Annotated in this window: 25 protein-coding genes (1 of these 25 cut by a window edge); 17 read left to right on the forward strand and 8 right to left on the reverse strand. The window is 67.2% G+C overall.

Annotation, left to right across the window (positions count from 1 at the left end):
- Positions 1 to 69: 69 nt before the first annotated feature.
- Together ACP69Z_RS03920 and ACP69Z_RS03925 are read left to right on the forward strand one after the other, a co-directional pair.
- Complete coding sequence (locus tag ACP69Z_RS03920) at positions 70 to 375, forward strand: hypothetical protein (RefSeq protein WP_426266240.1); 306 nt, start codon at positions 70 to 72, stop codon at positions 373 to 375.
- Positions 376 to 421: 46 nt separating this feature from the next.
- Positions 422 to 2,011 (forward strand): cisplatin damage response ATP-dependent DNA ligase, encoded by a 1,590-nt coding sequence (locus tag ACP69Z_RS03925; RefSeq protein WP_426266241.1) that lies wholly within the window; start codon positions 422 to 424, stop codon positions 2,009 to 2,011.
- On the opposite strand, the gene ACP69Z_RS03930 is transcribed toward ACP69Z_RS03925, so the two are convergent.
- Together ACP69Z_RS03930 and ACP69Z_RS03935 are read right to left on the reverse strand one after the other, a co-directional pair.
- The gene (locus ACP69Z_RS03930; protein WP_426266242.1) at positions 2,008 to 2,523 is read right to left on the reverse strand and encodes a GNAT family N-acetyltransferase; all 516 of its coding nucleotides are present in this window, start codon (positions 2,521 to 2,523) and stop codon (positions 2,008 to 2,010) included. The two genes, ACP69Z_RS03925 and ACP69Z_RS03930, sit on opposite strands and share 4 nt — an antisense overlap.
- A 3-nt stretch (positions 2,524 to 2,526) precedes the next feature.
- The gene (locus tag ACP69Z_RS03935) at positions 2,527 to 3,474 is read right to left on the reverse strand and encodes an isoaspartyl peptidase/L-asparaginase family protein (protein ID WP_426266243.1); all 948 of its coding nucleotides are present in this window, start codon (positions 3,472 to 3,474) and stop codon (positions 2,527 to 2,529) included.
- Positions 3,475 to 3,590: 116 nt separating this feature from the next.
- Here ACP69Z_RS03935 and ACP69Z_RS03940 point away from each other — a divergent pair, with 116 nt between their 5' ends.
- The 4 genes from ACP69Z_RS03940 to ACP69Z_RS03955 are packed head-to-tail and all read left to right on the forward strand — an operon-like array spanning position 3,591 to position 5,955.
- A complete protein-coding gene (locus ACP69Z_RS03940; RefSeq protein WP_426266244.1) occupies positions 3,591 to 4,499 on the forward strand; it encodes an SPFH domain-containing protein in 909 nt (302 codons plus the stop codon).
- 6 nt (positions 4,500 to 4,505) lie between these two features.
- Positions 4,506 to 4,703 carry a toxin-antitoxin system HicB family antitoxin gene (locus tag ACP69Z_RS03945; RefSeq protein ID WP_426266245.1) on the forward strand — a complete coding sequence of 66 codons (198 nt, stop codon included), beginning with the start codon at positions 4,506 to 4,508 and terminating at the stop codon, positions 4,701 to 4,703.
- Positions 4,700 to 5,656, forward strand: coding sequence for an alpha/beta hydrolase (locus ACP69Z_RS03950; protein WP_426266246.1), 957 nt, complete (start codon positions 4,700 to 4,702; stop codon positions 5,654 to 5,656). The genes ACP69Z_RS03945 and ACP69Z_RS03950 overlap by 4 nt, the downstream gene beginning before the upstream one ends.
- Positions 5,656 to 5,955 carry a hypothetical protein gene (locus tag ACP69Z_RS03955; protein WP_426266247.1) on the forward strand — a complete coding sequence of 100 codons (300 nt, stop codon included), beginning with the start codon at positions 5,656 to 5,658 and terminating at the stop codon, positions 5,953 to 5,955. The genes ACP69Z_RS03950 and ACP69Z_RS03955 overlap by 1 nt, the downstream gene beginning before the upstream one ends.
- Before the next feature lie 3 nt (positions 5,956 to 5,958).
- Here the strand turns inward: ACP69Z_RS03955 and ACP69Z_RS03960 are convergent, their stop codons facing one another.
- The gene (locus tag ACP69Z_RS03960) at positions 5,959 to 6,852 is read right to left on the reverse strand and encodes a S1/P1 nuclease (RefSeq protein ID WP_426266248.1); all 894 of its coding nucleotides are present in this window, start codon (positions 6,850 to 6,852) and stop codon (positions 5,959 to 5,961) included.
- Between the two features lie 78 nt (positions 6,853 to 6,930).
- Between ACP69Z_RS03960 and ispG the strand changes: the two genes are divergently transcribed.
- The 3 genes from ispG to ACP69Z_RS03975 are packed head-to-tail and all read left to right on the forward strand — an operon-like array spanning position 6,931 to position 9,342.
- Positions 6,931 to 8,061 (forward strand): flavodoxin-dependent (E)-4-hydroxy-3-methylbut-2-enyl-diphosphate synthase, encoded by a 1,131-nt coding sequence (ispG, locus tag ACP69Z_RS03965; RefSeq protein ID WP_426266249.1) that lies wholly within the window; start codon positions 6,931 to 6,933, stop codon positions 8,059 to 8,061.
- 52 nt (positions 8,062 to 8,113) lie between these two features.
- Complete coding sequence (locus ACP69Z_RS03970; protein ID WP_426266250.1) at positions 8,114 to 9,016, forward strand: DMT family transporter; 903 nt, start codon at positions 8,114 to 8,116, stop codon at positions 9,014 to 9,016.
- Between the two features lie 11 nt (positions 9,017 to 9,027).
- Positions 9,028 to 9,342 (forward strand): DMT family transporter, encoded by a 315-nt coding sequence (locus ACP69Z_RS03975; protein ID WP_426266251.1) that lies wholly within the window; start codon positions 9,028 to 9,030, stop codon positions 9,340 to 9,342.
- Here the strand turns inward: ACP69Z_RS03975 and ACP69Z_RS03980 are convergent.
- Positions 9,339 to 10,931: an amidase gene (locus ACP69Z_RS03980; RefSeq protein ID WP_426266252.1), complete on the reverse strand. Its 1,593-nt coding sequence runs from the start codon at positions 10,929 to 10,931 to the stop codon at positions 9,339 to 9,341. The two genes, ACP69Z_RS03975 and ACP69Z_RS03980, sit on opposite strands and share 4 nt — an antisense overlap.
- Positions 10,932 to 11,039: 108 nt before the next feature.
- Between ACP69Z_RS03980 and ACP69Z_RS03985 the strand changes: the two genes are divergently transcribed.
- Positions 11,040 to 13,574 (forward strand): TonB-dependent receptor, encoded by a 2,535-nt coding sequence (locus ACP69Z_RS03985; RefSeq protein WP_426266253.1) that lies wholly within the window; start codon positions 11,040 to 11,042, stop codon positions 13,572 to 13,574.
- Positions 13,575 to 13,592: 18 nt separating this feature from the next.
- Here ACP69Z_RS03985 and ppa read toward each other — a convergent pair whose 3' ends face one another.
- Positions 13,593 to 14,129: an inorganic diphosphatase gene (gene ppa / locus ACP69Z_RS03990; RefSeq protein ID WP_426266254.1), complete on the reverse strand. Its 537-nt coding sequence runs from the start codon at positions 14,127 to 14,129 to the stop codon at positions 13,593 to 13,595.
- Positions 14,126 to 16,042, reverse strand: coding sequence for a M61 family metallopeptidase (locus ACP69Z_RS03995; protein ID WP_426266255.1), 1,917 nt, complete (start codon positions 16,040 to 16,042; stop codon positions 14,126 to 14,128). Before ACP69Z_RS03995 ends, ppa begins: the two co-directional genes overlap by 4 nt.
- A gap of 52 nt (positions 16,043 to 16,094) precedes the next feature.
- Between ACP69Z_RS03995 and hisS the strand changes: the two genes are divergently transcribed.
- The 6 genes from hisS (at position 16,095) to ACP69Z_RS04025 (ending at position 23,268) form a co-directional block, all read left to right on the forward strand.
- Complete coding sequence (gene hisS, locus ACP69Z_RS04000) at positions 16,095 to 17,342, forward strand: histidine--tRNA ligase (RefSeq protein WP_426266256.1); 1,248 nt, start codon at positions 16,095 to 16,097, stop codon at positions 17,340 to 17,342.
- Positions 17,339 to 18,418, forward strand: a complete 1,080-nt coding sequence (prfA, locus tag ACP69Z_RS04005; RefSeq protein WP_426266257.1) for a peptide chain release factor 1 — start codon at positions 17,339 to 17,341, stop codon at positions 18,416 to 18,418. Before hisS ends, prfA begins: the two co-directional genes overlap by 4 nt.
- Before the next feature lie 4 nt (positions 18,419 to 18,422).
- Positions 18,423 to 19,253 carry a peptide chain release factor N(5)-glutamine methyltransferase gene (gene prmC, locus ACP69Z_RS04010; protein ID WP_426266258.1) on the forward strand — a complete coding sequence of 277 codons (831 nt, stop codon included), beginning with the start codon at positions 18,423 to 18,425 and terminating at the stop codon, positions 19,251 to 19,253.
- Positions 19,254 to 19,480: 227 nt separating this feature from the next.
- The gene (locus tag ACP69Z_RS04015) at positions 19,481 to 20,242 is read left to right on the forward strand and encodes a DUF4167 domain-containing protein (RefSeq protein WP_426266259.1); all 762 of its coding nucleotides are present in this window, start codon (positions 19,481 to 19,483) and stop codon (positions 20,240 to 20,242) included.
- A 91-nt stretch (positions 20,243 to 20,333) separates the two neighbouring features.
- Positions 20,334 to 21,755 (forward strand): DUF4139 domain-containing protein, encoded by a 1,422-nt coding sequence (locus tag ACP69Z_RS04020; protein WP_426266260.1) that lies wholly within the window; start codon positions 20,334 to 20,336, stop codon positions 21,753 to 21,755.
- A 4-nt stretch (positions 21,756 to 21,759) separates the two neighbouring features.
- Entirely contained in the window at positions 21,760 to 23,268 is a 1,509-nt protein-coding gene (locus ACP69Z_RS04025; protein ID WP_426266261.1) for a DUF4139 domain-containing protein, read from the forward strand.
- Here ACP69Z_RS04025 and ACP69Z_RS04030 read toward each other — a convergent pair.
- Positions 23,265 to 23,651 (reverse strand): acyl-CoA thioesterase, encoded by a 387-nt coding sequence (locus tag ACP69Z_RS04030; RefSeq protein WP_426266262.1) that lies wholly within the window; start codon positions 23,649 to 23,651, stop codon positions 23,265 to 23,267. The genes ACP69Z_RS04025 and ACP69Z_RS04030 overlap by 4 nt on opposite strands.
- Positions 23,648 to 23,947, reverse strand: a complete 300-nt coding sequence (locus ACP69Z_RS04035; protein WP_426266263.1) for a hypothetical protein — start codon at positions 23,945 to 23,947, stop codon at positions 23,648 to 23,650. The genes ACP69Z_RS04030 and ACP69Z_RS04035 overlap by 4 nt, the downstream gene beginning before the upstream one ends.
- Before the next feature lie 72 nt (positions 23,948 to 24,019).
- Between ACP69Z_RS04035 and ACP69Z_RS04040 the strand changes: the two genes are divergently transcribed.
- Positions 24,020 to 24,155: the start of a CBS domain-containing protein gene (locus tag ACP69Z_RS04040; protein ID WP_426266264.1), read on the forward strand. It continues 299 nt past the right edge of the window; the window shows 136 of its 435 coding nt (coding positions 1-136); it begins with the start codon at positions 24,020 to 24,022; the stop codon falls past the right edge of the window.

Consider the following 24,155-nt stretch of genomic DNA (forward strand, 5'->3'; position numbering starts at 1 on the left):
TCACGACGACGTCTTCAAAGCCTGTTTACCCTTCGGGCGCACCTTCAGGGGGCGACGATGAGGTGAACCATGAGTGATTCGCTGGGTGACCTGCACCACGACCTTCAGCGCCGGCTGCGCGATATACGCACTCGCGCCGAGGCGCTGAGCCCGCTCGACATCCACGCCCGGATGGACGCGATACGCGGTGCGGCCGACCGCGCTGGCCTGCATGCGATGGAGGGCCTTGCCCGCCTGTCGTCACAGCTGGCGCTGTTGCCCGGCTGCCGGGTCGCGACAACCGCGTGCCTTGATCATGCCGAAGATGCGCTTGCCGCCCGGACCCAGGCCGAGCAGCAGGCGATCCTGGCGGCGGTGGCGACCCGCCTCCACTGAGGCAGCCCCCGGGAGGAACTTCCTCCCTGACGTTCGTTACGCCTCCATGCGTGACTTTTCGCAGCTGCTCGATTCGCTCGTCTACACCCGCTCGCGGTTGGCCAAGCTCAAGCTGATCGGCGATTATCTCCGCCGCACGCCCGACCCCGACCGCGGCTATGCGCTGGCGGCGCTGACCGGCACGCTCGACATCCCGCATGTAAAGGGCGCCGTGATCCGCGCGCTGGCTTCCGAGCGGGTCGATCCGCTGCTCCTGCGGATGAGCCACAACTATGTCGGCGATCTTGCCGAGACCGTCTCCCTTCTGTGGCCGAGTGCCGAAGGTGATTGGGACGACGGCACCATCACCATCAGCGAGGCGGTGGGCCGGCTGCGGTCGGCGAGCCGCTCGGACGCGCCAGCGGTGCTGGTGGCGATGCTCGATCATCTGGACGCGCCCGGGCGCTATGCATTGCTGAAGCTCGCGACCGGCGAGCTTCGCGTCGGGATCAACGCGCGTAATGCCAAGCAGGCCTTCGCCGATGCCTTTGAGGTGGATGTCGAAGCGGTGGAAGAAGTCTGGCATGGGCTGAGGCCGCCCTATCTTGAGCTGTTCGCCTGGGGCGAGGGCCGGGGCGAGCAGCCATTGGCCAAGGACATTCCGGTGTTCCGCCCGTTCATGCTCGCCCACCCGTTGGAGGATGCCGAGCTCGACCTCGATGCTTATGCGGCCGAGTGGAAGTGGGACGGCATCCGCCTGCAACTGGTCCATGCCGGCGGCGAGACCCGGCTCTACAGCCGCACCGGCGACGACGTGACCCGCAGCTTCCCCGAGGTGGCTGAGGCCTTTCGCGTTCCCGCGGTGCTCGACGGCGAATTGCTGGTGCGGGGGGCGGGGCAGGGGCTCGACGAGCATGGCGGCTCGGCGGCGAGCTTCAACGCGCTACAGCAGCGGCTCGGCCGCAAGGTGGTCAGCGCCAAGATGCGCGAGGAGTATCCGGCCTTTGTCCGCCTCTACGACCTGTTGTTCGACGGCGAAGAGGACTTGCGCGGGCTGCCCTGGTCGGAGCGGCGGGCCCGACTCGAAGCCTTCATGGAACGGCTCCCGGCCGATCGCTTCGACATCTCACAATTGATCGAGGCCGACGACTTCACGCAGCTTGCCGCGATCCGCTCCAATGCTCGCGACGCGTCGATCGAGGGCATGATGCTGAAGCGCCGCGATGCGCCCTACGTCTCCGGACGCCGCGTAGGCCTGTGGTACAAGTGGAAGCGCGATCCGCTGACCGCCGATTGCGTGGTCATGTATGCCCAGCGCGGGAGCGGCAAGCGGTCGAGCTTCTATTCGGATTTCACCTTCGGTTGCTGGGCCGAAGATGGCGAACTGCTGCCGGTCGGCAAGGCCTATATGGGCTTCACGGACGAGGAGCTCAAATGGCTCGACCGCTTCGTGCGCCGACATACGGTGAACCGTTTCGGGCCGGTGCGGGAGGTCGAAAAGACCCTGGTGTTCGAGGTCGCGTTCGATTCCATCCACCTCAGCAAGCGCCACCGCTCGGGCCTTGCCATGCGCTTTCCGCGGATTGCCCGGATCCGTCAGGACAAGCCCGCGCATGAGGCTGACAAGGTCGCGACCCTGCTGGCGATGGCGACCTAAAGGCGCTTTTCGAGCACCGTGAATTCGAGATCGTCGAATTGGGCGCCGGCGTGTGGCCATTCCTCATAAGGAAAGGGCCGCTTCTCGCCGGTCGGTCGGTAGCCGCGCCGATCGTAGAAGGAGAGGAGTTCGCGGCGGCGGGAGAACACCTGCATTTCCATCCGCTTTGCGCCGAGCACGTCACGCGCGTAGGTCTCCGCCGCCGCGAGCAGGCGCTTGCCAAGCCCGTCGCCTTGTAGCGACGGATCGACCGTCAGCATGCCGAGATAGACCAAGTCCGCGTTCAAGGGGACCAGCCGCACGCAAGCGCGGATCGCGCCATTGTCGCGCCACACCAAAAGGTGGTCGCCGGCATCGAGAAAGCTCTGCAGCTCCGCGACGCTGGTTCGGTCGCCCGTCAGCAGGTCCGCTTCATGGCTCCAACCGGCCCGCGCCGTTTCGCCACGATAGGCGCGTTCGACCAAGGCGTGGAGGGTCGGCAGGTCGGCCGGGGTGGTGCGTTCCAGCTGCATCGCTCAGCGCTGCTCCTCGTCGCCGAAGATCGCAACCCGGCGGCCGTTGGCGTCGGCCTTGCCGCGGTACATGCCGGCCGAGTTGAAGCTGTAGACCATCTCGCCCCGCGGCGTGACCACGATCACCCCGCCGCTTCCGTCGATTGCCGCCACTTCCTTCATCACCGTCTCCGCCGCGGTTGTCGCATCCTCGCCCAACAGGCGCATTCGGGCGCAAATCTCATGCGCGACGCCGACGCGAATGAACATCTCGCCCGAGCCCGTCGCCGACACTGCGCCCGCGCGATCATCGGCATAGGTGCCCGCGCCGATGATTGGCGTGTCGCCGATGCGATTCCAGCGCTTGCCGGTCATGCCGCCAGTCGAGGTCGCGGCGGCAACGTGCCCGTGGCTATCGAGCGCCACTGCACCGACGGTGCCGTAGCGATATTCGAGATCCAGGGCGCTGATCTCGCTGGCCTTGAAGGTCTCGATCTGGCTGCGACGATAGTCGGTCGCGAAATAGGAAGGATTGACTTGGGTGAGCCCTTGCTGGCGCGAAAAGGCGTCGGCGCCGTCCCCGCCCAGCATGACATGGTCGCTCGCTTCCATCACCTGTCGGGCCAAACCGATCGGGTTGCGCGTCGCTGTCACCCCGGTCACCGCTCCGGCCTCGCGGGTCCGCCCGTCCATGATCGCCGCGTCCAGCTCGATCTTGCCGTCGTAGGTCATCACCGCGCCGTGGCCGGCGTTGAAATTGGGATCGTCCTCCAGCACCCGAACCGCCGCATCGACCGCGTCGAGCGCGGTGCCGCCGCCGTCCAACACCGCACCCGCCGCCAGCGCGCGGCCGAGGCCGTCGCGGATCTCCCTTTCCTTGCCAGGTGCGCGCTCGAGCTGCGCTCGCTCGATCACGCCCGCGCCGCCATGGATAACGAGCTTCCAGTCGGTGGCTCGGTCAGTGGTCGTCATGAGAGAAGCTCCAGATCAGGCAAGTACGGCACGCCGCCCGCCCCTAGCGCAAGGCTCTGCCCCTTGCACCGTGTATCGAACCGATATATAAGTGATATCACATAAGGGAGACGAACATGGCCAATGGGGGTATCATCAATCTGTCTGCGAGCCACGAGCGGCCGGCGCAGACATTCAGCGGCTATGCCATGCTGCTTTTGCTGCTGCTCGCCATTGCGGCGCAAGTGGTGTCGATCCTTGGCTTGATCGGCTCCGACGGCGAGGGCCCGCCTCTCGCCATTGTAGGTGTGATCGTCTCACCCATCGTCCTGCTGTTCGTGCTGTGCGGCTTCTACATGCTGCAGCCCAACCAGGCGGCGTCGATCACCCTGTTTGGGTCGTATCGCGGGACCGACCGCAAGACTGGCCTGCGCTGGGTTTGGCCCTGGGAGATGCGAGCCAAGGTATCGGTGCGCTCCAACAACTTCATTTCCGAGCGGATCAAGGTCAACGACCTGCGCGGCAATCCGATCGAGATGGCAGCGCAGGTGGTGTGGCGTGTGGTCGATACGGCACAGGCCCTGTTCGACGTCGATGATTACAAGGCGTTCGTCGCGGTGCAGGTCGAGGCTGGCATCCGCGCGATCGGCTCGCGTTACCCGTACGACGATTTCGAGCATCTCGAGGTTACCCTGCGCGGCAATCACGATCAGGTCGGGGTGGAGCTTCGCCAGGAGCTGAACGCCCGGCTTGCGGTGGCCGGAATCACCGTCGACGAATGCGGCTTCACCCATCTTGCCTACGCGCAGGAGATCGCCGGCGCGATGCTTCGCCGCCAGCAGGCGCAGGCGGTGGTTGCCGCCCGCCAGACTTTGGTCCACGGTGCGGTCGGCATGGTCGAGATGGCCTTGGAGCAGCTCAGCGCCAAGAACGTGGTCGAGCTCGATGACGAGCGCCGCGCGGCGATGGTCTCGAACCTGATGGTGGTGCTGTGCGGCGAGCGCGACACCCAGCCCGTGGTCAACACCGGCAGCCTGTACCAGTAAGCGGGCATGGCGGCGCGCAAGGCCTTTCCGCTGCGGATCGACCCCGACCTGTGGGCGGCGGTGGAACGCTGCGCGACCGCCAACCTCCGCTCCGCCAACGCCGAAGTGGAATGCCTGCTGCGGGAAGCGCTCAAGAGCCGGGGAGTGAAGTTGGCGCCGCCCCAGCCGGTAAAGCGCGGACGTCCGTCCAAGGAGAGTGAATGATGCCGAGCCTGCTCATCGCCGCTGCCGTCCTTGCCGCGCAGGGAGTGCCATCCGCCCCGGTCCCGACGGGGAACGTGATCCGCTCCGAGGCCAATGGCGCGCTGGAAGGATATCTGCTGACGCCGGCAGGCAAGGCCAAGGCGACCATGCTGCTCATTCCGGGCTCGGGCCCGACCGACCGAGACGGCAACAATCCCATCGGCGTGAAGGCCGCGCCGTATCGAAAACTTGCCGAGGCCCTCGTCACGCGTGGTGTCGCAACGCTGCGGATCGACAAGCGCGGCATGTTCGGCAGCGCGGGCGCAGGCAATCCGAACGAGGCGACCTTTGCCGATTATGACGGCGACGTTCGGGCGTGGGTGGATACGGCGCGCCGCCGGACTGGCCAGAAATGCGTGTGGGTAGCCGGCCACAGCGAAGGCGGCCTGGTTGCGTTGCGGGCGGCCGCAGAGCCCAATGTCTGCGGCATCGTCTTGATCGCGACACCCGGCGAGCGGATGGGGGACACCATCCGCAAGCAGCTTCGCGCCAACCCTGCCAATGCGCCGATCCTTGCTTCGGCCGAAAAGGCGTTGGGCGAGCTCGAGGCAGGGCGGAAGGTGTCGGTCACGGGACTGCACCCGGTCCTGGCGCAGGGTCTGTTCAACCCGGCGGTGCAGGGGTTCATGATCGAACTGCTGGCGCAGGATCCGGCCAAGCTGGCGGCGGGGGTCAAGCGGCCGATGCTGATCGTTCAGGGCGGGCATGACGTGCAGGTCGATACGGCCAACGGCGAGGTGTTCCGAAAGGCCGCACCCAAGGCTGCCTATGTGCTGTTTCCCGCGATGAGCCATGTCCTCAGCGACGCGCCGGCTGACCGCAGCCAGAACCTCGCGACCTATGCGGAGGCCGACCGGCCGCTCACGCCCGGCCTCGCCGAGCGGATCGCCGCTTTCGTGACCGGGAAAAAGTGATGACCGAGCCCTGGTTCACCTATGTTCGCGGTCGAGGGCGGATGCAGATCACGCCGCGCAACGCCAAGGGCTGGGCGGCGCTGATCGTGTTCGTGGTGCTGGTCACCGTGCCAAGCGTCTTCATCGACCGGTTGCTCGAACGCAGTATGTGGCTGCTGGCGCCGTGGTTCGCGCTGCTGGCGCTGCTGACTTTCGGGTTTATCCGCTTTGCGATCAGCAAGTCGGAGCGCGTTGACCTCGACATGAGCGCCAAGGAGCTTGAGGAATTCCGCGCCTGGAAGCGGCGCGGGAAACGCTAGGGCTTATTCGCTGCTGCGCCCCGGCCGCTGCGGCGCTTGGCCGCGCAGTATCGCGTCGTCGAGCATCCGCGCGAGCCGTAGCCCGCCGGCGAGGACCTGCTGGCGGACCGCCGGGATCAGCGCCTGAACCTCGGTCTCGGTAACGACTCCGCGCTCGTCCTTGGCGCGTTCGCGGCAGGGATCGCCGAGCGCCGTCGTGTAGGCATAGGTGCGGGCATTTTCCCACGCCTTGCGGCTCCAGTCCTCGACGGTGCCGGAGGCGAGCTCGGCCTTCTGCGCGGACGTGACGCCGCTCAGCAGCCCCTTCACCCCGCCCGGGGGCGAGGTGACCGCGCGCTCCGGAATCCAGCCGTCCCAGATGCCGTGAAGATTGGTCCGCCCTTCGACGATGCCGTAGGTCACCGGCACCTGGTTGCCACCAAGGTCGCCGCGATCGCCGCCGTGCATCGGCTGCGCAAGGTCGCCGACGAAGTGGACGAGATAGGCGAGCGCCATCACCCGTTCGCGCACCGGCAGCTTCTTGTCGGCGAGTAGCCGGGCATTGCGCTCGATCTGCGCCGACACGCAATTGCCGTCCTTGCACGCATCCCGCAGGCTGAACGGCTTGCAGATGTTGACGTTCTGATAGTGCCAGCTCGACTGATAGCTGAAGCGATCGCCCATCGGCTTGATGCAATCGGCCCAGACGCTTGCGTCCTCGAGCGTGCCGACGGGACATTCCGGGGTCTCAAGCCGCGCGCCTTCGCGCATCAGGGCGCGCAGCTTTGTCCGGGTCTCCGGCTTGATCTGGTCCCAGGCGATGCTGGCGACCATGCGGTGGGTATATTCCCAATAAGCTGCGGCAGGCGCAGCGGCGGTCAGCGCGAGAAGCGCTGCGAGGAGTCTGATGATCGGCACGCCGCGGCTTTAGCCGTGGCCACGGGCCGGCGAAAGCCTGCCTTTGTAACGTCATGCGGCGGCTCTATATGGGAGGTCATGTCTTCCATCCGTCCATGGCGCGATATCGAGCGCCGAAAGTCTCGCCAGATCATGGTCGGCAACGTGCCGGTCGGCGGCGACGCGCCGATTACGGTGCAGACCATGACCAACACGCTGACGAGCGACGCCAAGGCGACGATCGAGCAGATCCGCCGCTGCGAGGAAGCGGGCGCCGACATCATCCGCGTCTCATGCCCCGATGTGGAAAGCACGGCGGCGCTGCGGGAGATCGTGCGCGAGGCCAGCGTGCCGATCGTTGCCGACATTCATTTCCATTATCGCCGGGCACTTGAAGCAGCGGATGCCGGCGCCGCGTGTCTGCGTATCAATCCGGGCAATATCGGGTCGTCCGAGCGCGTCGCCGAGGTGGTCCGCGCGGCCAAGGCGAATGGCTGCGCGATCCGTATCGGGGTCAATGCTGGCAGCCTCGAAAAGGACCTGCTCGAGAAGTATGGCGAGCCCTGCCCCGAGGCGCTGGTCGAAAGCGCGCTCGACCATATCCGCATTCTCGAGGATCATGGCTTCCGTGACTACAAGGTCGCGGTGAAGGCGAGCGACGTGTTCCTCGCGGTCGCCGCCTACACCGAGCTCGCGGCGCAGGTCGATTGCCCGCTTCACCTCGGCATCACCGAGGCCGGTGGCCTGATCGGCGGGACGGTCAAGAGCAGCGTCGGTCTTGGCATGCTGTTGTGGAGCGGGATCGGCGACACCTTGCGGGTTTCTCTGTCGGCCGAGCCGGAGGAAGAGGTTCGCGTCGGCTACGAACTGCTGAAGAGCCTCGGCATCCGCAGCCGCGGCGTTCGGGTCATCTCCTGCCCGTCCTGCGCGCGGCAGGGCTTCGACGTCATCCGTACGGTCGAAAAGCTAGAAGAGCGCTTGCAACACATTCGCACGCCGATGAGCCTCAGCGTGCTCGGCTGCGTGGTCAACGGCCCCGGCGAAGCGCGCGAAACCGACATCGGTGTCACCGGCGGCGGCAATGGCAAGCACATGGTCTATCTGTCGGGCGTCACTGACCATCATGTCGCTGACGAGAACATGGTCGATCACATCGTCCGCCTGGTGGAAGCCAAGGCGGCCGAGATCGAGGCTGCGAACGCCGCTGCAGAACCGGTCGCGGCGGAGTAGTTTCTCGGGCGCGGCCGCTTGCGCTGCGCCTCCCATCGACTAGGCCGCGCGCATGCTTCCGCGCCACGCTCCTCCCGCCGTTGCCTTTGCGGTCGGTACGCTCGGCATCGCGCTGTTCTCGGGCATGGACGCGATCATGAAGGGGCTGGTGCTGGCGATCGGCGTCTATTCCACCATGCTGTGGCGCAGCTTCGCCGGGGTGGCGCTGTCGGGTGCCGGATATGCACTGAGCTGGAAGCGCTGGCCGGAAGCCCGCGTGCTCCGCCTGCATGTCGAGCGCGGCGTCCTGACCAGCTTCATGGGGCTGCTGTTCTTCTGGGGGATCGGGCACGTGCCGCTCGCGCAGGCGATCGCGCTTGCGTTCATCGCACCCCTAATTGCGCTGTACCTGGCCGCGGTGCTGCTGGGTGAGCAGGTCGGCAAGCGGACGGTGGGGGCGTCGCTGCTCGCCTTTGTCGGGGTGCTGGTGATCTTCGTCGGGCAGGCGCGCGCCGATCTTGGCCGCGAGGCGCTGCTGGGCAGCCTCGCGATCCAGCTGTCGGCGGTGCTGTATGCCATCAACATCATCATGATGCGGCGCCAGAGCCAGGCCGCCGGGCCGCTGGAGATCGCTTTCTTCCAGAACCTGACGGTGACCGCCGTGCTGCTCGCGGCGCTGCCGTTCATCGGGACCAGCTTGCCGGCCGCTGCGCATTGGCCTGCGCTGCTTGGCGCCGCGGTGCTTTCCACCTTGTCGCTGCTGCTTCTGTCCTGGGCTTATGCCCGGGCCGAAGCGAGCTACCTTGCCGCGACCGAATATACCGCCTTCCTGTGGGCGGCCCTGTTCGGCTGGCTGGTGTTCGGCGAGCATCTGAGCGGTTTCACCGTTGCCGGCGCGGTGCTGATCGTCACCGGTTGCCTGCTTGCTGCGCGCAGCCCGCAAGCCGCCAATCCGCACCTTGAAGCGGCTCCCTGAAGGATAAACAATTGGCCTGGATCCTGCTCATCATCGGTGGCCTGTTCGAGGTCGGGTTCACCACCTCGCTGCGGTTCGTCGACGGCTTTCGCAACCTGCCGTGGACAGGCGCTTTCCTCGTCAGCGTGACGCTGTCGATGCTGCTGCTCGAGCGCGCAGCGCGCGAGATCCCGATGGGCACGGCCTATGCCGTGTGGGGCGGCATTGGCGCGATCGGGACGGTGGTGGTCGGCATGCTCTTCTTCGACGAGCCGTCGACCACCATTCGCCTGCTGCTGATCCTCGCCATCGTCGGCGCGATCGCCGGCCTCAAGCTGACTGCTTAGCGGCGCTGCGGCTCCAGCGCCGGAGCGACGTCGGGCGAGGTCTCGATGCTGGGATAGAAGTTCGGCCGCGGGAAGGGACCGCGAACCTGCTCGAAGGCGTGGCCGAAGCCGAGCAGGCGGCCGTCCGACCATTTCGGCCCGACGAAGCTCAATCCCACCGGAAGGCCGCGCACCAGGCCCATCGGCACGGTGAGGTGCGGATAGCCCGCCACCGCCGCCATCGAGCCGACGGCGTTCCCGCCGGGCGACATGTCGCCGTGCACCGCATCGATCTTCCATGCCGCGGGGCGGGTCGGGAAGACCACCGCGTCCACGCCCTTCAGCAGGCGGTCGAGGTCGGTCGAGGTGATCCGCAGGCTGTTCGCCCGCGCTTTCTTGTAGGCAGGATCGGCAAGGCCCTTGGTCTTTTCGGCTTCTTCAAAAGTTTCCTGCGCGAACAAGGGCATCTCGGCCGCGGCGTTCGCCTTGTTGAAGGCGATCAGGTCGGCGAGGGTCTTGGGTCCGGCGACGGGGCTGCTTTCCAGATACGACTTCATGCCGGCCTTGAGCTCGGCCAGCAGCACCGCATATTCGTCCCCGCCGTAATTGCCGGTGGGCTTGAACGTCTTGATCTCGATCAGCTCGGCGCCAGCCTGCTTCAGTTGGGCGAGCGCCTGCTCGAACACCGCGTCGGTGCCGAAGCCAGCGGCGAAGCGGAGCACGGCAATCTTCTTGCCGCGTAGCGCGTCGGGCGACAAGCCGGCGGCATAATCGGTCTTGCGGCGGTCGGCTTCGACGGTGGCCGGATCGGCCGGGTCGCTGCCAGCGATCACCGTCAGCAGCTCAGCCGCCTGCGCCACGGTGCGGGTCATCGGCCCGGCGGTGTCCTGGCTTTCGCTGATGGGGATGATGTGGGTGCGGCTGACGAGGCCCATGGTGGGTTTCAAGCCGACTACGCCGTTCATGCTGGCCGGGCAGGTGATCGAGCCGTCCGTCTCGCTGCCGATCGCGTAATCGGCATAACCCGCGGCGACCGCTGCGCCCGATCCGCTGGAACTGCCACAGGTATTGCGGTCGAGCGCGTAAGGATTGCGGGTCTGCCCGCCGACCGCGCTCCACCCGGAAATGCTGTTGTTGGAACGGATGTTGGCCCATTCGCTGAGGTTGGTTTTGCCGAGGATCACCGCGCCCGCGGCGCGCAGGCGGGTGACGATCGGCGCGTCACGGCCGGTGTTGTTGCCGGCCAGTGCCAGGCTTCCGGCAGTAGTCGGCAGGCCGGCGGCCTCGATATTGTCCTTGAGGAGGATCGGGCGTCCACGCATCGGGCCGGACCCGGCCTGACCGATGCGCTCGGCCTGCGCCGAGGCGGTTGGATCGAGCGCGATTACCGCGTGAAGCTTCGGATCCTGCGCCGCGATCCAGGCAGTCGAGGCCCTGACGCTTTCAACCGGGGTGAGTTGTTCAAGATCAGGCCGCACAAGGGCCTGCGGTGTGGCGGCGGCATCGGCGACCGGAATAGGCGGAGCGAGCGGCGCTTGCTCGATCGTGGTGGTGGCACAGCCGCCAAGCGAAAGGGCTGCGAGAAACAGGATACGCGGTCCGCTGGTCAAGACAGGACTCCAGTTGGTCGAAAGGTCGGGGTGACAGACATTTCAGGTTCATCGCAGGCGCACAACCCACCGGAACGAACCCGTCTCCCCAGCTTTTCAGGGCACCATATGACCAAGAACATTTTGCTCGCTTCCACGGCGTTCCTCGCCGCGCCGCTTGCCGCGCAGGAAGCGCCCCCGCCACCACCCGTGCCGACGCCGACCGAGCAGGTTGCCGCCGAACAGACCACCACCATTGCGCGCCAGCCTGCTGTCGAATCGGAGACCGTGACCGACGAGGAAGGGGAGGAGATCGAGGAGATCACCGTCACCGGCGCTCGTCCGCGTGGATCGGTGATCGGCAACATCCCGCCCGAAAACGTTCTCGACAGCCGCGACATTCGCGCGACCGGTGCGACCAGCATCGCCGAACTGCTCGACACTATCGCGCCGCAGACCGGCAGCGCGCGCGGACGGGGCAGCGGTGCGCCGGTGGTGCTGCTCAACGGCCAGCGGATTTCAGGCTTCCGCGAACTTCGCGACCTTCCGCCCGAAGCGATCCAGCGGACCGAGATCCTGCCCGAGGAGGTCGCGCTGAAATATGGCTATGCGGCGGACCAGCGCGTGGTGAATATTGTGCTTCGCCGCCGCTTCAACTCGACCACGGTCGAACTTGGCGGGCGGGTCGCGACCGATGGCGGCTATGCGACGGCGCGGGCGGATGCGGGCAAGCTCATCATCCGCGACAACACCCGCACTTCCGGCAACCTCCGTCTGGAAGGCAACAATCCGCTGTTCGAGAATGAGCGCGACATCGGCGTGCGGGCGGACGACACGATCGACAGCCGGCCGTTCCGCACCCTTGTGGGGGCCGGGCAGACCGCGCGGGTGTCGGGCACGTTGAGCCGGCCGGTGTCGTCGATCTTCAACGGCACGCTGACGGCGGAGGCCGAGCGGCGCAACGGCAGCAACGGACTGGGGCTGCTGAACGGTGACTACCTGCGGCGCGAGACCGGCGGCACCACTGTCGCCCTTGGCGGATCGCTCAACGGGCAGGTCGATCGCTGGCGCCTGTCGTCGACCGCCAATGGCGAGATCGTGCAGAGCGAATCGGAGACCGCGCTTCGGGGCGACCGCAGCGAATCGACCCGCCGCTCCCTCACCGTCGACGCGACCGCCAATGGACCGCTGGTGCAGTTGCCGGCCGGTCTCGCCAACGTCACGCTCAAGGCCGGGGCCAGCGTACTCGGGATCGAGAGCCGGAGCCGGCGCCTCGGCCTGATCACGCCGTCTGACTTCAGCCGCTTCATTGTCGAAGGATCGAGCAACGTCGACCTGCCGATCACCGAACGTGCTTCCGCGATCGGGCGCTTGACCGCCAACGTGAATGGCGGGCTGCGCTATCTCGACGATTTCGGGACGCTGACCAGCATCGGCGCCGGGCTCAACTGGTCGCCGGCGACGCGGCTCAACCTGCTGGCAAGCTGGACCCGTGAAGAAGGCGCGCCCTCGCTCCAGCAGCTTGGCGATCCCTTTCTCGAGACCACTGGCGTGCCGTTCTTCGATGCCCGCAACGGGGTGACGGTGCCGGTGACCACCATCACCGGCGGCAATCGTGACCTCGAGGCCGACAAGCGCAACGTGTTCAAGATCGGCGGCAACTGGCAGCCGTTCGAGGAGCAGGACTTGCGCCTTCGCGCCGAATTCGTGCGGCAAACGATCGACAATCCGCAGATCAGCTTCCCCGCAGCCACCGCCGCCTTAGAGCAGGCTTTCCCCGACCGTTTCGTGCGCGATGCGTCGCTGCGGCTGATCAGCGTCGATCTGAGGCCGGTGAACGCCGAACGCTCGACCCGCGAGACGCTGCGTTGGGGCTTCGACTTCAGCAAGTCGCTGCGGACGCAGCGGCCGTCGGCGCAGACCATCAACCGCCTGGTCGACCGGGCCCGACAATCGGGCCTGATCCCGCCGGGCGCAGGGGGTGCGTCTGGTGCCCAACCGACCGTGATTGTCCGGCAGGACGGCGATGCACCGCCGGCGGAGCGCCGCGGTGCGGGCCCGGGCGGGCCAGGCGGCGGAGGCTTCCGCTTCGGTGGTCCCGGCGGCGGTGGTCCCGGTGGCGGCGGTCGTGGCGGTCGTCTGACCTTGTCGGCGACCCACACCGTTACCTTCACCGACGAGCTGGTGATCGGGCCGGGCCTGCCCGTCCTCGATTATCTCGACGGCGAAGCGTTCAGCGCCAGCGGCGGCCGGCCGCGCCACCAGGTCGAGGTCGACAGCGGCTATTACAACAATGGCCTCGGCGTCCGGCTGTCGGGCAACTGGCGCAGCGCGACCCGGCTGGCGTCGGTCGGCGACGACCTGCGCTTCTCGCCCTACGCGACCTTCAACTTGCGGGCGTTCGCCAATCTCGGCGAGCGGCTGGACCTCGTCACCAAGGTGCCGTTCCTGCGCGGAAGCTCGGTGCGGTTCGAGGTCAACAACATCTTCAATGCTCGGCCGCAGGTGAACGGCGCGTCGAGCACCATTCCGTTCGCCTTCCAGGCCGACCGGCTGGAGCCGATCGGGCGAACGGCAGGCCTGACCTTCCGCAAGCTGTTCATCCCGAGCCGCTTTATCCAGCGCGCCGTGCAGCAGCGCGGTGGCGGGCGGCCGGACGAATAAGGTGGGAGCGCGAGGGGCTTAGAACCCCTCGCGCTTCGCCCGCTCCAGACCGTCGATGATCACCTTCTGGGCGTCCTCGCGGTTGCCCCAGTGACCGACGCGGGTCCACTTTTCGGGCTCGAGGTCCTTATAGTGGGTGAAGAAGTGGGCGATCTGGTCGAACACGATCTTCGGCAGATCCTCGCCCTCGCCGATCCCCTCGTAATAGGGCGTCGTCTTGACGTCGGGGACGGCGAGCAGCTTCTCGTCGCCGCCGGCTTCGTCCTCAAGGAACAGCACCGCGACCGGGCGCGCACGAACGACGCAGCCCGGCATGAACGGCCAGCGGTTCATCACCAGGCAGTCGAGCGGATCGCCGTCTTCGCCCAACGTGTGCGGGATGAAGCCGTAGTTCGCCGGATAGCGCATCGCGGTGTGCAGGATGCGATCGACGAAAATGGCGCCCGACTTCTTGTCGAGCTCATACTTCACCGGCTCGCCGCCGATCGGCACTTCAATGACGACATTGATGGATTCAGGCGGATTGGCGCCCGCCGGCACGAGGTCTAGATTCACTTTGGCTCCAGAAGGATATCGAGGGCGCCCCACCCACCGCCTGTTTTGGTGAGGCGCGGATAGCGAAGACCGCCGTTCCAGGAAAGGGGCACCACCCGGACGCTGTCGCCACGCTTGATGGTGAGGGGGATCGGCGCGTTGCCGCCCTTGGCTGCGGTGATCGCCGTCTTGAGCGCGTCTTCGCTATAGGCCTTCTCGCCGACCGCCACGATCGTCTGCCCGGTGGTGAGCCCCGCCTTGAACGCCGGACCGTCCCAGACGACGGCGGTGATCTTGCCGTCGCGATCGAGCGACATGCCGAGAGACCAGCTGTAGTTATGGCCGCGCGACGACTTCATCGATGCCGCTAACGCCGCGTTCGGGACGTCCGTATAGTCGAGCCGGTAGCCCGAGCGGGTGAAGCCGGCGAGCGGCGCGCCGTTGGCCGATGGCTCGTACACGCGCTGCTGGAGGAAGCTGCGCCAATCGTGGGCGTAGACCCGGTTCAGCGTGGCAACGACTTCGTCCAGCGTATAGGTGCGCACGCCCCAATCCCCTTCGCGGGTGCCGAAAAAGGCGCGGGCGAAATCGTCCAGGCCGCGGCGGTTGCCGGTTCCAGCGCGGATAATCGCGTCGGCTTCGAGCCAGATCAGCATGCCCTCGTTGTAGTAATCCTCGCTGCGCTGCCAGCTGCTCCAGGCCTTGGGGCGGCGGGCCGAGATGATGGGATCGTTGGTGGTGTCGACCAGCGCTCGCCATTCGCGGCCGCGGGTAAGCTCTAGCCCGGCGGCAATGTTGGCCATCTTGTCCAGCACTTCGGCCTTGCTCGACATGCCCGAGCGGGCTTCCAGCACATGGCCCCAGAACTGAGTCTGGCCTTCATACACCCATAGCAAGCTGTCGCGCATCGGCATGCGGAAGTCGGGAGTGAACAGGTCAGCGGGGCGGCGGTGCTTGCCGTTCCAGCTATGCACGAATTCGTGCGGCAGGAGATTGTGGTCGGCGAGGCTGGCCTTCCAGTCGGTGAAATAGCCGGGGTCGTTCTGGTTTTCGCTGGAGCGGTGATGCTCGAGCCCAATGCCGCCCATCTTGTCGGTGACCGCATGCAGAAAGTCGTAGTGGTCGAACTGCCGCGTGCCGAACAGGCGCGTGGCCTGGGTCACGAGGTTGCGATGCCGCTGGAGGATGTCGGCGGAAACCACCAGTTCCTTGGGGCTGTCGGCGACGGTGTTGAGGAAGACGTTTTGGCCAAGATCGTCGCGGCGGAAGTAGCGGCCCGCAAAGATCGGCGAATCCTGCAGCGTCTCGTAGCTAACGGTGTTGTAGGTGACCCGGGTGCCGCTGGTCGCGATGGGCCGGAGCGCGGTGGCGGCCTGAAAGCCAGCCGGATAGTTGACCGTCGCGCTGACCGGGATTCGGCGGGTGAAATAGCCGGCCGGATAGAGCGACACGCTTTCGAACTGGAGGTTCAGCATGTCGGGCGTGACCAGGATGCGGCCTTGTGGACCGTCAGTCGGGGTGATGAACTGAAAGCGCGCTTCGACCTCGGTCGCGCCGGCGGGAACGTCGAGGTGGAAGGCGAACACGTCGGCAGGATCGCGTTCCCACTTGAGCGGCCCGCCGCCGGCGCTGAAGGTCAGGCTGGCAAGCTTGTCGAGCTCGCCCCGGGGCGCATGCTTGCCCGGCAGCCATTCGGGAAACAGCAGGGTCATCCGCCCCGCCTGCGCGACGGGGATCCGCTGGCGCACCGTCCAGATGCCTTGGGCAAGATCGTTGACATCCACCTCCAGCCGCATGGTGCCCGGATAGGGAATGTCGCGGGCGGCCGGGATGGTCTGCACGATCGGCACCGGCTGGGGCGCCGAAAGAGGGACCGATTGGGCCAGGGCGGGGGAAGCGGCGAAGAGCGCCGTTGCAAGGAACAGGTTACGCATGGAGCCCGCCTAGCCACGGAGGCGCTGGCCCGCTAGTGGCTGCGCCACATTCATGGCCCAGATCAACACGCCCCAACCCGTCCGCGGCATGCAGTCGCTCCTTGGCGAAGAAGCCGACCGCTTCGCGCATGTCGTCGCGACCTTCGAGCGCGTCCGCCGCTTGTTCGGCTTTCGCCGCGTCGAGGTGCCGGTGCTGGAGCCGACCGCGGTGTTCGCCCGCTCGCTCGGCGAGACCACCGACGTCGTCTCCAAGGAAATGTACACTTTCGAGGACCGCTCGGGCGATAGCGTCACCTTGCGGCCGGAATTCACCGCGGGGATCGCGCGGGCCTATCTCACCGAGGGGTGGCAGCAGTTCGCGCCGCTCAAGGCCGCGACGCATGGCCCGGCCTTCCGTTACGAGCGGCCGCAGAAGGGACGCTTCCGGCAATTTCACCAGCTCGACGCCGAGATCGTCGGCGCGGCCGAGCCTCAGGCCGATGTCGAGGTGCTGAGCTTCGCCTCGCAGCTGCTGGCCGAACTGGGCGTCGGCGGCAACGTCGTGTGCAAGCTCAACACGCTCGGCGATCCGGCGACCCGCGCCGCGTGGCGCGATGCGCTGCACGAGCATTTCGCGTCGCACCGCGCCGCCTTGAGCGAAGACAGCCGCGATCGGCTCGACCGCAATCCGGTTCGGATCCTCGACAGCAAGGCGCATGCCGACTGGCCGATCGTCGATTCGGCGCCGGTGATCGACGACTTCCTGACTGCGGAAGCGAGCGACTTCTTCGCCGCAGTGACTGCCGGGCTCGATGCCGCCGGGGTGACGTGGGAGCGCGCTCCACGGCTGGTGCGCGGGCTGGACTATTATCGTCACACCGCGTTTGAGTTCATCACCGATGCGCTGGGCGCACAGGGGACGGTGCTGGCCGGCGGGCGCTATGACGGGCTGGTCGAGGCGCTTGGCGGTCCGCACACGCCGGCAATCGGCTGGGCCGCGGGGATCGAGCGCCTGTCCATGCTGATCGACGCGCCGGCCGCTGACAAGCCGGTTGCGGTGCTGGTGCCGCTTGGCGAACAGGCGGAGCGTGCTGCGGTCGGCATCCAGGCCGACCTGCGCCGTCAGGGAATCGCGACCGACATGGCATGGCGCGGCAACATGAAGAAGCGCATGGCCAAGGCAGCTTCGTCAGGGGCCGGGCACGCGATCATCCTTGGCGACAGCGAGCTCGAGAGCGGAACCGCGCAGGTCAAGAACTTGGCGACGGGCGAGCAGCGCTCGGTCGCGCTTGACGTGCTTCACGCAGCCATTTGCGCATGACGCAGATTTCGTCCGAGCGGATCGCGCAGATCGAAGCGCGGCGGCAGGAATTGTCGGCGATGATGGCGGGCGGCGATCTGCCGGCGGAGGAATTCGTCCGGCTGAGCAAGGAATATGCGCAGATCGAGCCGGTTGCTGCAGCGGCGCGCGAAGTGCGGCGGCTGCGGGCCGAGCGCGAGAGCCTGGGCGCGATGACCCGCGACGGCGACGAAGAACTGCGCGCAATGGCCGCCGAGGAACTCGCCAGCATCGAAGCTGCGTTGCCGGTCGCCGAGCGGGCGCTGGCGGTGCAGCTCCTCCCCAAGGACAGCGCCGACGAACGCGCGGCGATGCTCGAAGTGCGCGCTGGCACGGGCGGCGACGAGGCGGCGTTGTTCGCCGGCGATCTCCTGCGCATGTACCAGCGCTTCGCCGACGAGAATGGCTGGAAGTTCGAGCTGATCAGCGCCTCGCAGTCCGAGGTCGGCGGCTACAAGGAAGCGGTGGCGTCGATCAACGGCAGCGGGGTCTTCGCCCGGCTGAAGTTCGAAAGCGGAGTGCACCGCGTCCAGCGCGTGCCCGCGACCGAAAGCGGCGGGCGGATCCACACTTCGGCGGCGACGGTCGCGGTGCTTCCCGAGGCCGAGGAAGTCGATGTCCAGATCGACGACAAGGATCTGCGCATCGACGTCTATCGGTCGAGCGGGCCTGGCGGGCAGTCGGTCAATACGACCGATTCGGCGGTGCGGATCACCCACCTGCCGACCGGGCTGGTCGTCATCCAGCAGGACGAAAAGAGCCAGCACAAGAACAAGGCCAAGGCGCTGAAGGTGCTGCGCACCCGCCTGTTCGAGCTGGAGCGCGAGCGGCTGGCGAGCGAACGGGCTGGGGCGCGGCGGTCGATGGTCGGCTCCGGCGACCGGTCCGAGCGCATCCGCACCTACAATTTCCCGCAGGGGCGCGTGACCGATCACCGCATCAACCTGACGCTGCACAAGCTGCCCGAGATCCTCGAAGGGCCGGGTCTCAAGGAATTGACCGAAGCGCTGATCGCCGAGGACGAAGCGGAGCGGCTGGCCGGGCTGGAGGAGGGCTGAGGCCTTGAACCCAGTCGATCGCGCTCTGCACGACGCGGTGCGGCGGCTTCCGGATTGCACCGATACGCCGCGGCTCGATGCCGAGTTGCTGCTGGCGCATGCGTTCGGGATCGAGCGCGACCAGCTCTTGCTGCGCCCGCCCGCCGGGCCCGTGCCGCCGACGTTCGACGAGCTGCTGAAGCGGCGCTGCGAAGGCGAACCCGTCGCCTATATCGTTGGTCGCCGTGCGTTCTGGAACATCGAGCTGGAAGTCGGGCCCGGCGCGCTGATCCCACGGCCCGACAGCGAGACGCTGATCGAGGCGGCGTGCGAGCATTTTGCCGGTAGCGACGGGCCTGAGCGGATCCTCGACCTCGGCACCGGACCGGGCACGCTGCTGCTCGCCGCGCTCGACCAGTGGCCGCGGGCGAGCGGGCTCGGCATCGATTCGAGCGAGGCGGCGCTGGCCTATGCCCGGCGCAATGCGGAGCGGCTCGGCCTCGCGCCGCGCGCGCAGTTCCGGCGCGGAGACTGGGCGAAAAAGGTCACCGAACGATTCGACCTCCTGCTGTGCAATCCGCCTTACGTGGCCGAGGATGCGGAGCTCGGCCCCGGCGTGGTCGAGCATGAGCCGGCCGAGGCACTGTTCGGAGGCGAGGACGGGCTGGACGACTATCGCCGGCTGGCGCCCGAAGTCGGGCGGTTGCTGGCCCCGGGCGGACTGGCGGCCATCGAGATCGGCTTTGATCAGGGGGACAGCGCCGCAGCGCTGTTTGCGGCGGAGGGGCTGAACCCGGTGCTTGCCCGCGACCTTGGCGGCCGGCCGCGGGCGCTGCTGATCCGCCGTGCACGATAAGGGCTTGGAAAAACCGCTGTTCGCCGCTAAGTCTCACCTAGCAACGGTCCGCTTTTGTGGAGCCGACCGAAGCGACCCCCGACTTAGGCTTTGGGTTTTCGTGTCTCGATAGGCGCGGCGACCAGGACGAAAAGGGGCTCCGGGAACGAGCGGTTCGTGTCCCGGCACCGCAGCTCACGCGCTTTGAGGATTTGTTCGGCGCCAGTGGTCAAGGAACGTCACGCTTGATGAACAATCGCCAGGGCGGCCGCCGTCGCGGTCGTGGGGGTCAGCAGCCGCGAGGTCTCGGTGGAGGCGGCGGTGGCGGCGGTGGCCGCGAACAGCGCAGCCGGGGCAATGCCGCGCAGCTGCTCGAAAAGTACAAGAACATGGCCCGCGATTCGCAGCTTGCCGGCGACCGGGTGCAGACCGAATATTATCTGCAGTTCGCGGATCATTATTTCCGCGTGCTGAGCGAGACCCGCTCGCGCTTCGAGGATCAGCGTCCCAACCAGGACGATGAGGACGAGGGCGAGGACGAGGGCTTCGACGGCGAGAGCGACGAGGATTCGTTCGACCAGCCGCGTCAGGAACGCCAGGAGCGGCCCGAACGGCAGGATCGCCAGCCTCGCGGTGAGCGCTACGAGCGCCGCGATCGCAATCGTGACGATCGCCCCCGTGATGACCGCCCGCGTGACGACCGTCCTCGCGAAGAGCGTCAGGCGCGTGAAGAGCGCCAGCCACGCGACGACCGTCCTCGCGACGACCGCCCGCGTGAGGAGCGTCCGCGCCGCGAGCGTGCCGAGCGCCGTCCGCGTGACGAGGAGCAGAGCGAGCAAGTGCCGGCCGAAGCGGTGGGCTCGGGCATCGCCGACTTCCTACCGCCCGCGATCGGTCCGATTGCCGAGGTGAGCCATGACGAGGTCGAGGCCGAAGCGCCCCGCCCGCGTCGCCGTACGCGCCGGACCAAGGTCGAGGACAATGACGAGGGCGTCGCGCCCGCGGCGTGAGCTTCCCCGGCTTGCTTGAACCGGACGGACCATTGACGATAATGTAACAATGTTACAGGCTTCTTCCCTGCACTGGGGAAGGAGCCTGTTCATGCGTCTGCTCGTGGCACTTTTGGCAGCGGCTGCCGCGCCCCTTTCCGCTCAGACCACCTCCCCGCAAGCGATACCCGCGCCCAATGCAAGCGCGCAGGGCGATGTCGCGGTCACTATCTACAATAACGATCTCGCGCTGGTGCAGGACCGGCGCGACCTCAACCTTCCCGCAGGTCGCTCGCGGCAGGAGTTTCCCGACGTGTCGGCTCGGATTCGGGCGGAAACGGTGACCCTGACCGGCGCCGGGATCGGGATTGTCGAGCAGAACTTCGATTACGACCTGCTCAGCCCCTCGGCGCTGATGCAGAAGGCGGTTGGCGAGACCATCACCCTGGTCCGGGTCAATCCCGCCACCGGTGCCGAGACGCGCGAGCGCGCGCGAGTGCTGGCGGCAAACGGCGGCGTGGTGCTGCAGATCGGTGAGCGGATCGAGGTGCTGCGCGATGACGGGCTGCCGGTGCGGGTGATCTTCGACAAGGTGCCGGAGGGGCTGCGCCCGCGACCCACCCTGTCGGTGACGCTGACCACGCCGCGTGCCGGGCGTCAGCCTGTGACGCTGACCTATTTGACGCCTGGCCTGGCCTGGGAGGCCGATTATGTCGCCCTGTTCGACGAGGCTGCCGGACGGATGGACGTGCAAGGCTGGATCACCCTCAACAACCAGAGCGGGACGGCGTACCGGAACGCCGACGTGGTGCTGGTGGCGGGTGCCGTTGGGAATGCGGAGCAACGCTATGACGGTCGCTACCCGCCTCCGCCGCCGCGACCCGGTGGCGTCATGACGCCGGGCATGGAGACCGCGAACCGGGCGAGAGTGGGCGACTTCTACCTTTATCCGCTGCCCCAGCGGACCACGATCGCGCAGGCACAGCAGAAGCAGGTCAGCTTTCTCGATGTCAGCGGCACCCCGGCGGCGCGGGCGTACGAATATCGCAATCCTTGGCTCGGCACGACCGAGCAGCAGGTCAGCGCCAATTCGGTGCTGCGTTTCTCGACCGGCAGCCGCCAAGGTCTCGGCGACGCTCTGCCTGCAGGCACCGTACGGGTCTATCAGCGGGACACCCGCGGCACACCGCAGTTCGTGGGCGAATCGCGGATCGGGCACACGCCGATGGGCAGCGATCTTGGCCTCACCACTGGCCAAGCCTTCGACATCAAAGTCCAGCCGGCGGTTGAAGAGCGGACCCGTGTCGCTTCCGATGGCTCGCGCTGGCGCACGGCCATGCGTTACCGGCTGACCAACGCCTCGCCGCGGGCGGTGACGGTGGATCTGATACAGGATGGTCTGTGGGGCGACACCCGGATCGTCAGCGAAAGCCAGAAGAGTGAGCGACGCAACGCCAACTCTGCAATGTGGCGCGTGACGGTGCCGGCGAACGGTGAGGCCAGCGTCACCGCCACGTTCGACACCCGCTTTTAGGCCGATGCGCGCCGCCGCGCTTCTCGCGCTGTGCCTCGCCGGACCGGCGCAGGGCCAGACGGTCGTGACCTCGCCCGCGCCCGAGCGGGTCGGGGTCACCGTCTACCGCGACCAGGGCCGCGGCAGGGCACGGCCGCAACGCCACTGGCTGAACGGTTACGCGCTGATCAGCGAGACGCGCAGGATCGCTATCCCGGCAGGCGAATCCGAGCTTCGCTTCGAAGGCGTGGCCAGCGGGATCATCCCCCAGAGCGCCATCGTTGGCGGCATCCCCGAAGGCTTGCTGGAGCGGAACCGCGATGCCTTGCTGCTGTCGGCGGGCAGCCTGGTGGATCGCGCGCTTGGCCAGCGGTTGAGCTTGCGAAGGACGGACCGGGCCACGGGCAAGGTCACGAGCGAGGAAGCGATCGTCCGCAGCGGTAGCGACGGCGGCGTGGTGCTGCAGACCGCGGCAGGGGTGGAAGCCTTGCGCTGCACGGGGTTGGCGGAGACCCTGATATACGACCGTGTGCCCGCCGGTCTATCCGCGCGCCCGACGCTGTCGGTAAGGGTTCGCGCCAGGCAGGCACTGGCCGCGACGGTAACGCTCTCTTATCTCGCCACCGGCTTCGATTGGCAGGCGGATTATGTGGCGATGTTGTCGCCGGACGAGCGAAGCTTGCAGCTGCAGGCGTGGCTGACGCTGGCCAGCACCGACGAGACGAGCTTTGTCGGCGCGACCACTCAGGCGGTGGCGGGGCGGGTGAACCGCGACGAGGCAGGCGTGCCGCCCGCCGTGGCGCCGCCGCTGCGGCTGGAGTGCTGGCCCAGTCGGACGACTGACGATGTGCCCGGAGCAGAACGTGGCGATTCTTACGCTGCTGCGCCGCCGCCACCCCCTCCACCGCCGCCGCCTGCCCCGGTCGCAGCGCTGCGTTCGGAAATCATCGTCACAGGCTCGCGGATCATGGCGACACGCGAGCGGCTCGGCGATCTGCAGCTGTACCGGGTTCCCGAGCCGGTGACGGTTGCGGCCAAGGCGCAGAAGCAGGTCGGACTGATCGATCAACCGGCGGTCAAGGTGCAGCCGGTCTATCGTTTCTTCATCAGCGCGGGCGAGGCAGCGGAGGAGGCGGAGGGGCAACTGTTCCTGCGCGCTCAGAACCGCTCGGCGGACGGGCTGGGGCTGCCGCTTCCCGCCGGAAACCTTGTGCTGTTCCGCGAGGGTGCGAGCCGGCCGCTGATGATCGGCGAAGGCTGGGTCGGGGACACGGCTGTCGGCGAAAAGGTCGAGCTCGCCGTGGCGACTTCGAGCGGAGTGCGGGCGTCTCTCAGCAGCAGCGACCCCGAGCAGCGCATGCTGACGCTGACCAACGATCGCGCGGTCCCGGTCGCTGCGGAAGTGGAGCTTCAGCGCGAGGAATGCGAGACGATCGACGGCGCGCGGCTGGTCCGACGCGACGGCAAATTGCTGTGGCTTGTAACCGTTCCGGCGAACGGCCGCGCCACCCTGGCTTATCGCATCCGGCGCTAGGAAGCCGGCTGGTCGACCGGGCGGGGGCGGTGCTGCGCATCCAAGGCCACAAAGGTGAATAGCCCCTCGGTGACCTTGATCTGGCGCGCGCCGCCGTCGCGGTCGGCGATGACCTCGATCCGGATCGCCATGCTGGTTCGTCCAACCCGCTCCACCGCCGCATAGACGCTGATCAGATCGCGCAGTTCGATCGGAGCGATGAACTCCATCCGCTCGATCGCCACGGTGGCGACAGCGCCCTGCGCGCGGCGCGAGGCGACGATGCCGGCGGCAATGTCCATCTGGCTCAGCACCCAGCCACCGAAGATGTGACCGTTGGAGTTGATGTCGCTGGGCCCGGGGGTCACCCGCAAGGTGGGCTGGCGGGGATCGTTGTTGGTCAAAGCTCGTCCTTGTCGGTGAGGATCTCGTCGGGGGTGCGATGCGCTTCTTCGTCGTGGCCGGAGCCCGAGCTCAAGAAGGTGAGCGTCATCAGCGCGGCACCGAGGAGAACGCTGAGGCCGGCGCCAAGCGCAGTGGCGATCAGCATGTGGATCTTGGTTTCCGATTCGCCCTGGGTCACGAAATAGACCGCGGCGGCCGCGGTCATGATCGAGACCAGCGCCATCCACCGCATGATCCGGCGGAAGCGCTGCCATTGGGAGCGCCGGAGGGACGGAATGGGATCGGGTTGCGGCATGGCGGGTTCCCTTTGTGCGCCGAAAGTGAGACCTTCAAGCCCGGCATTCACCTCGCACAGGAGTTTGACGCCATGACCATCGCCGCCGTCCTCTCGAGCAAGGGCCCCGAGGTCTCCACCATCAGCAAGGATGCGACGCTGGGCGACGCAGCAGCCGAGCTCAGCCGCCAGAAGATCGGCGCGCTGGTGGTTGTCGGCGGCAATGGCG

The sequence above is a fragment of the Sphingomonas sp. LHG3443-2 genome, from assembly GCF_049896405.1.
Lineage (GTDB): Bacteria > Pseudomonadota > Alphaproteobacteria > Sphingomonadales > Sphingomonadaceae > Sphingomicrobium.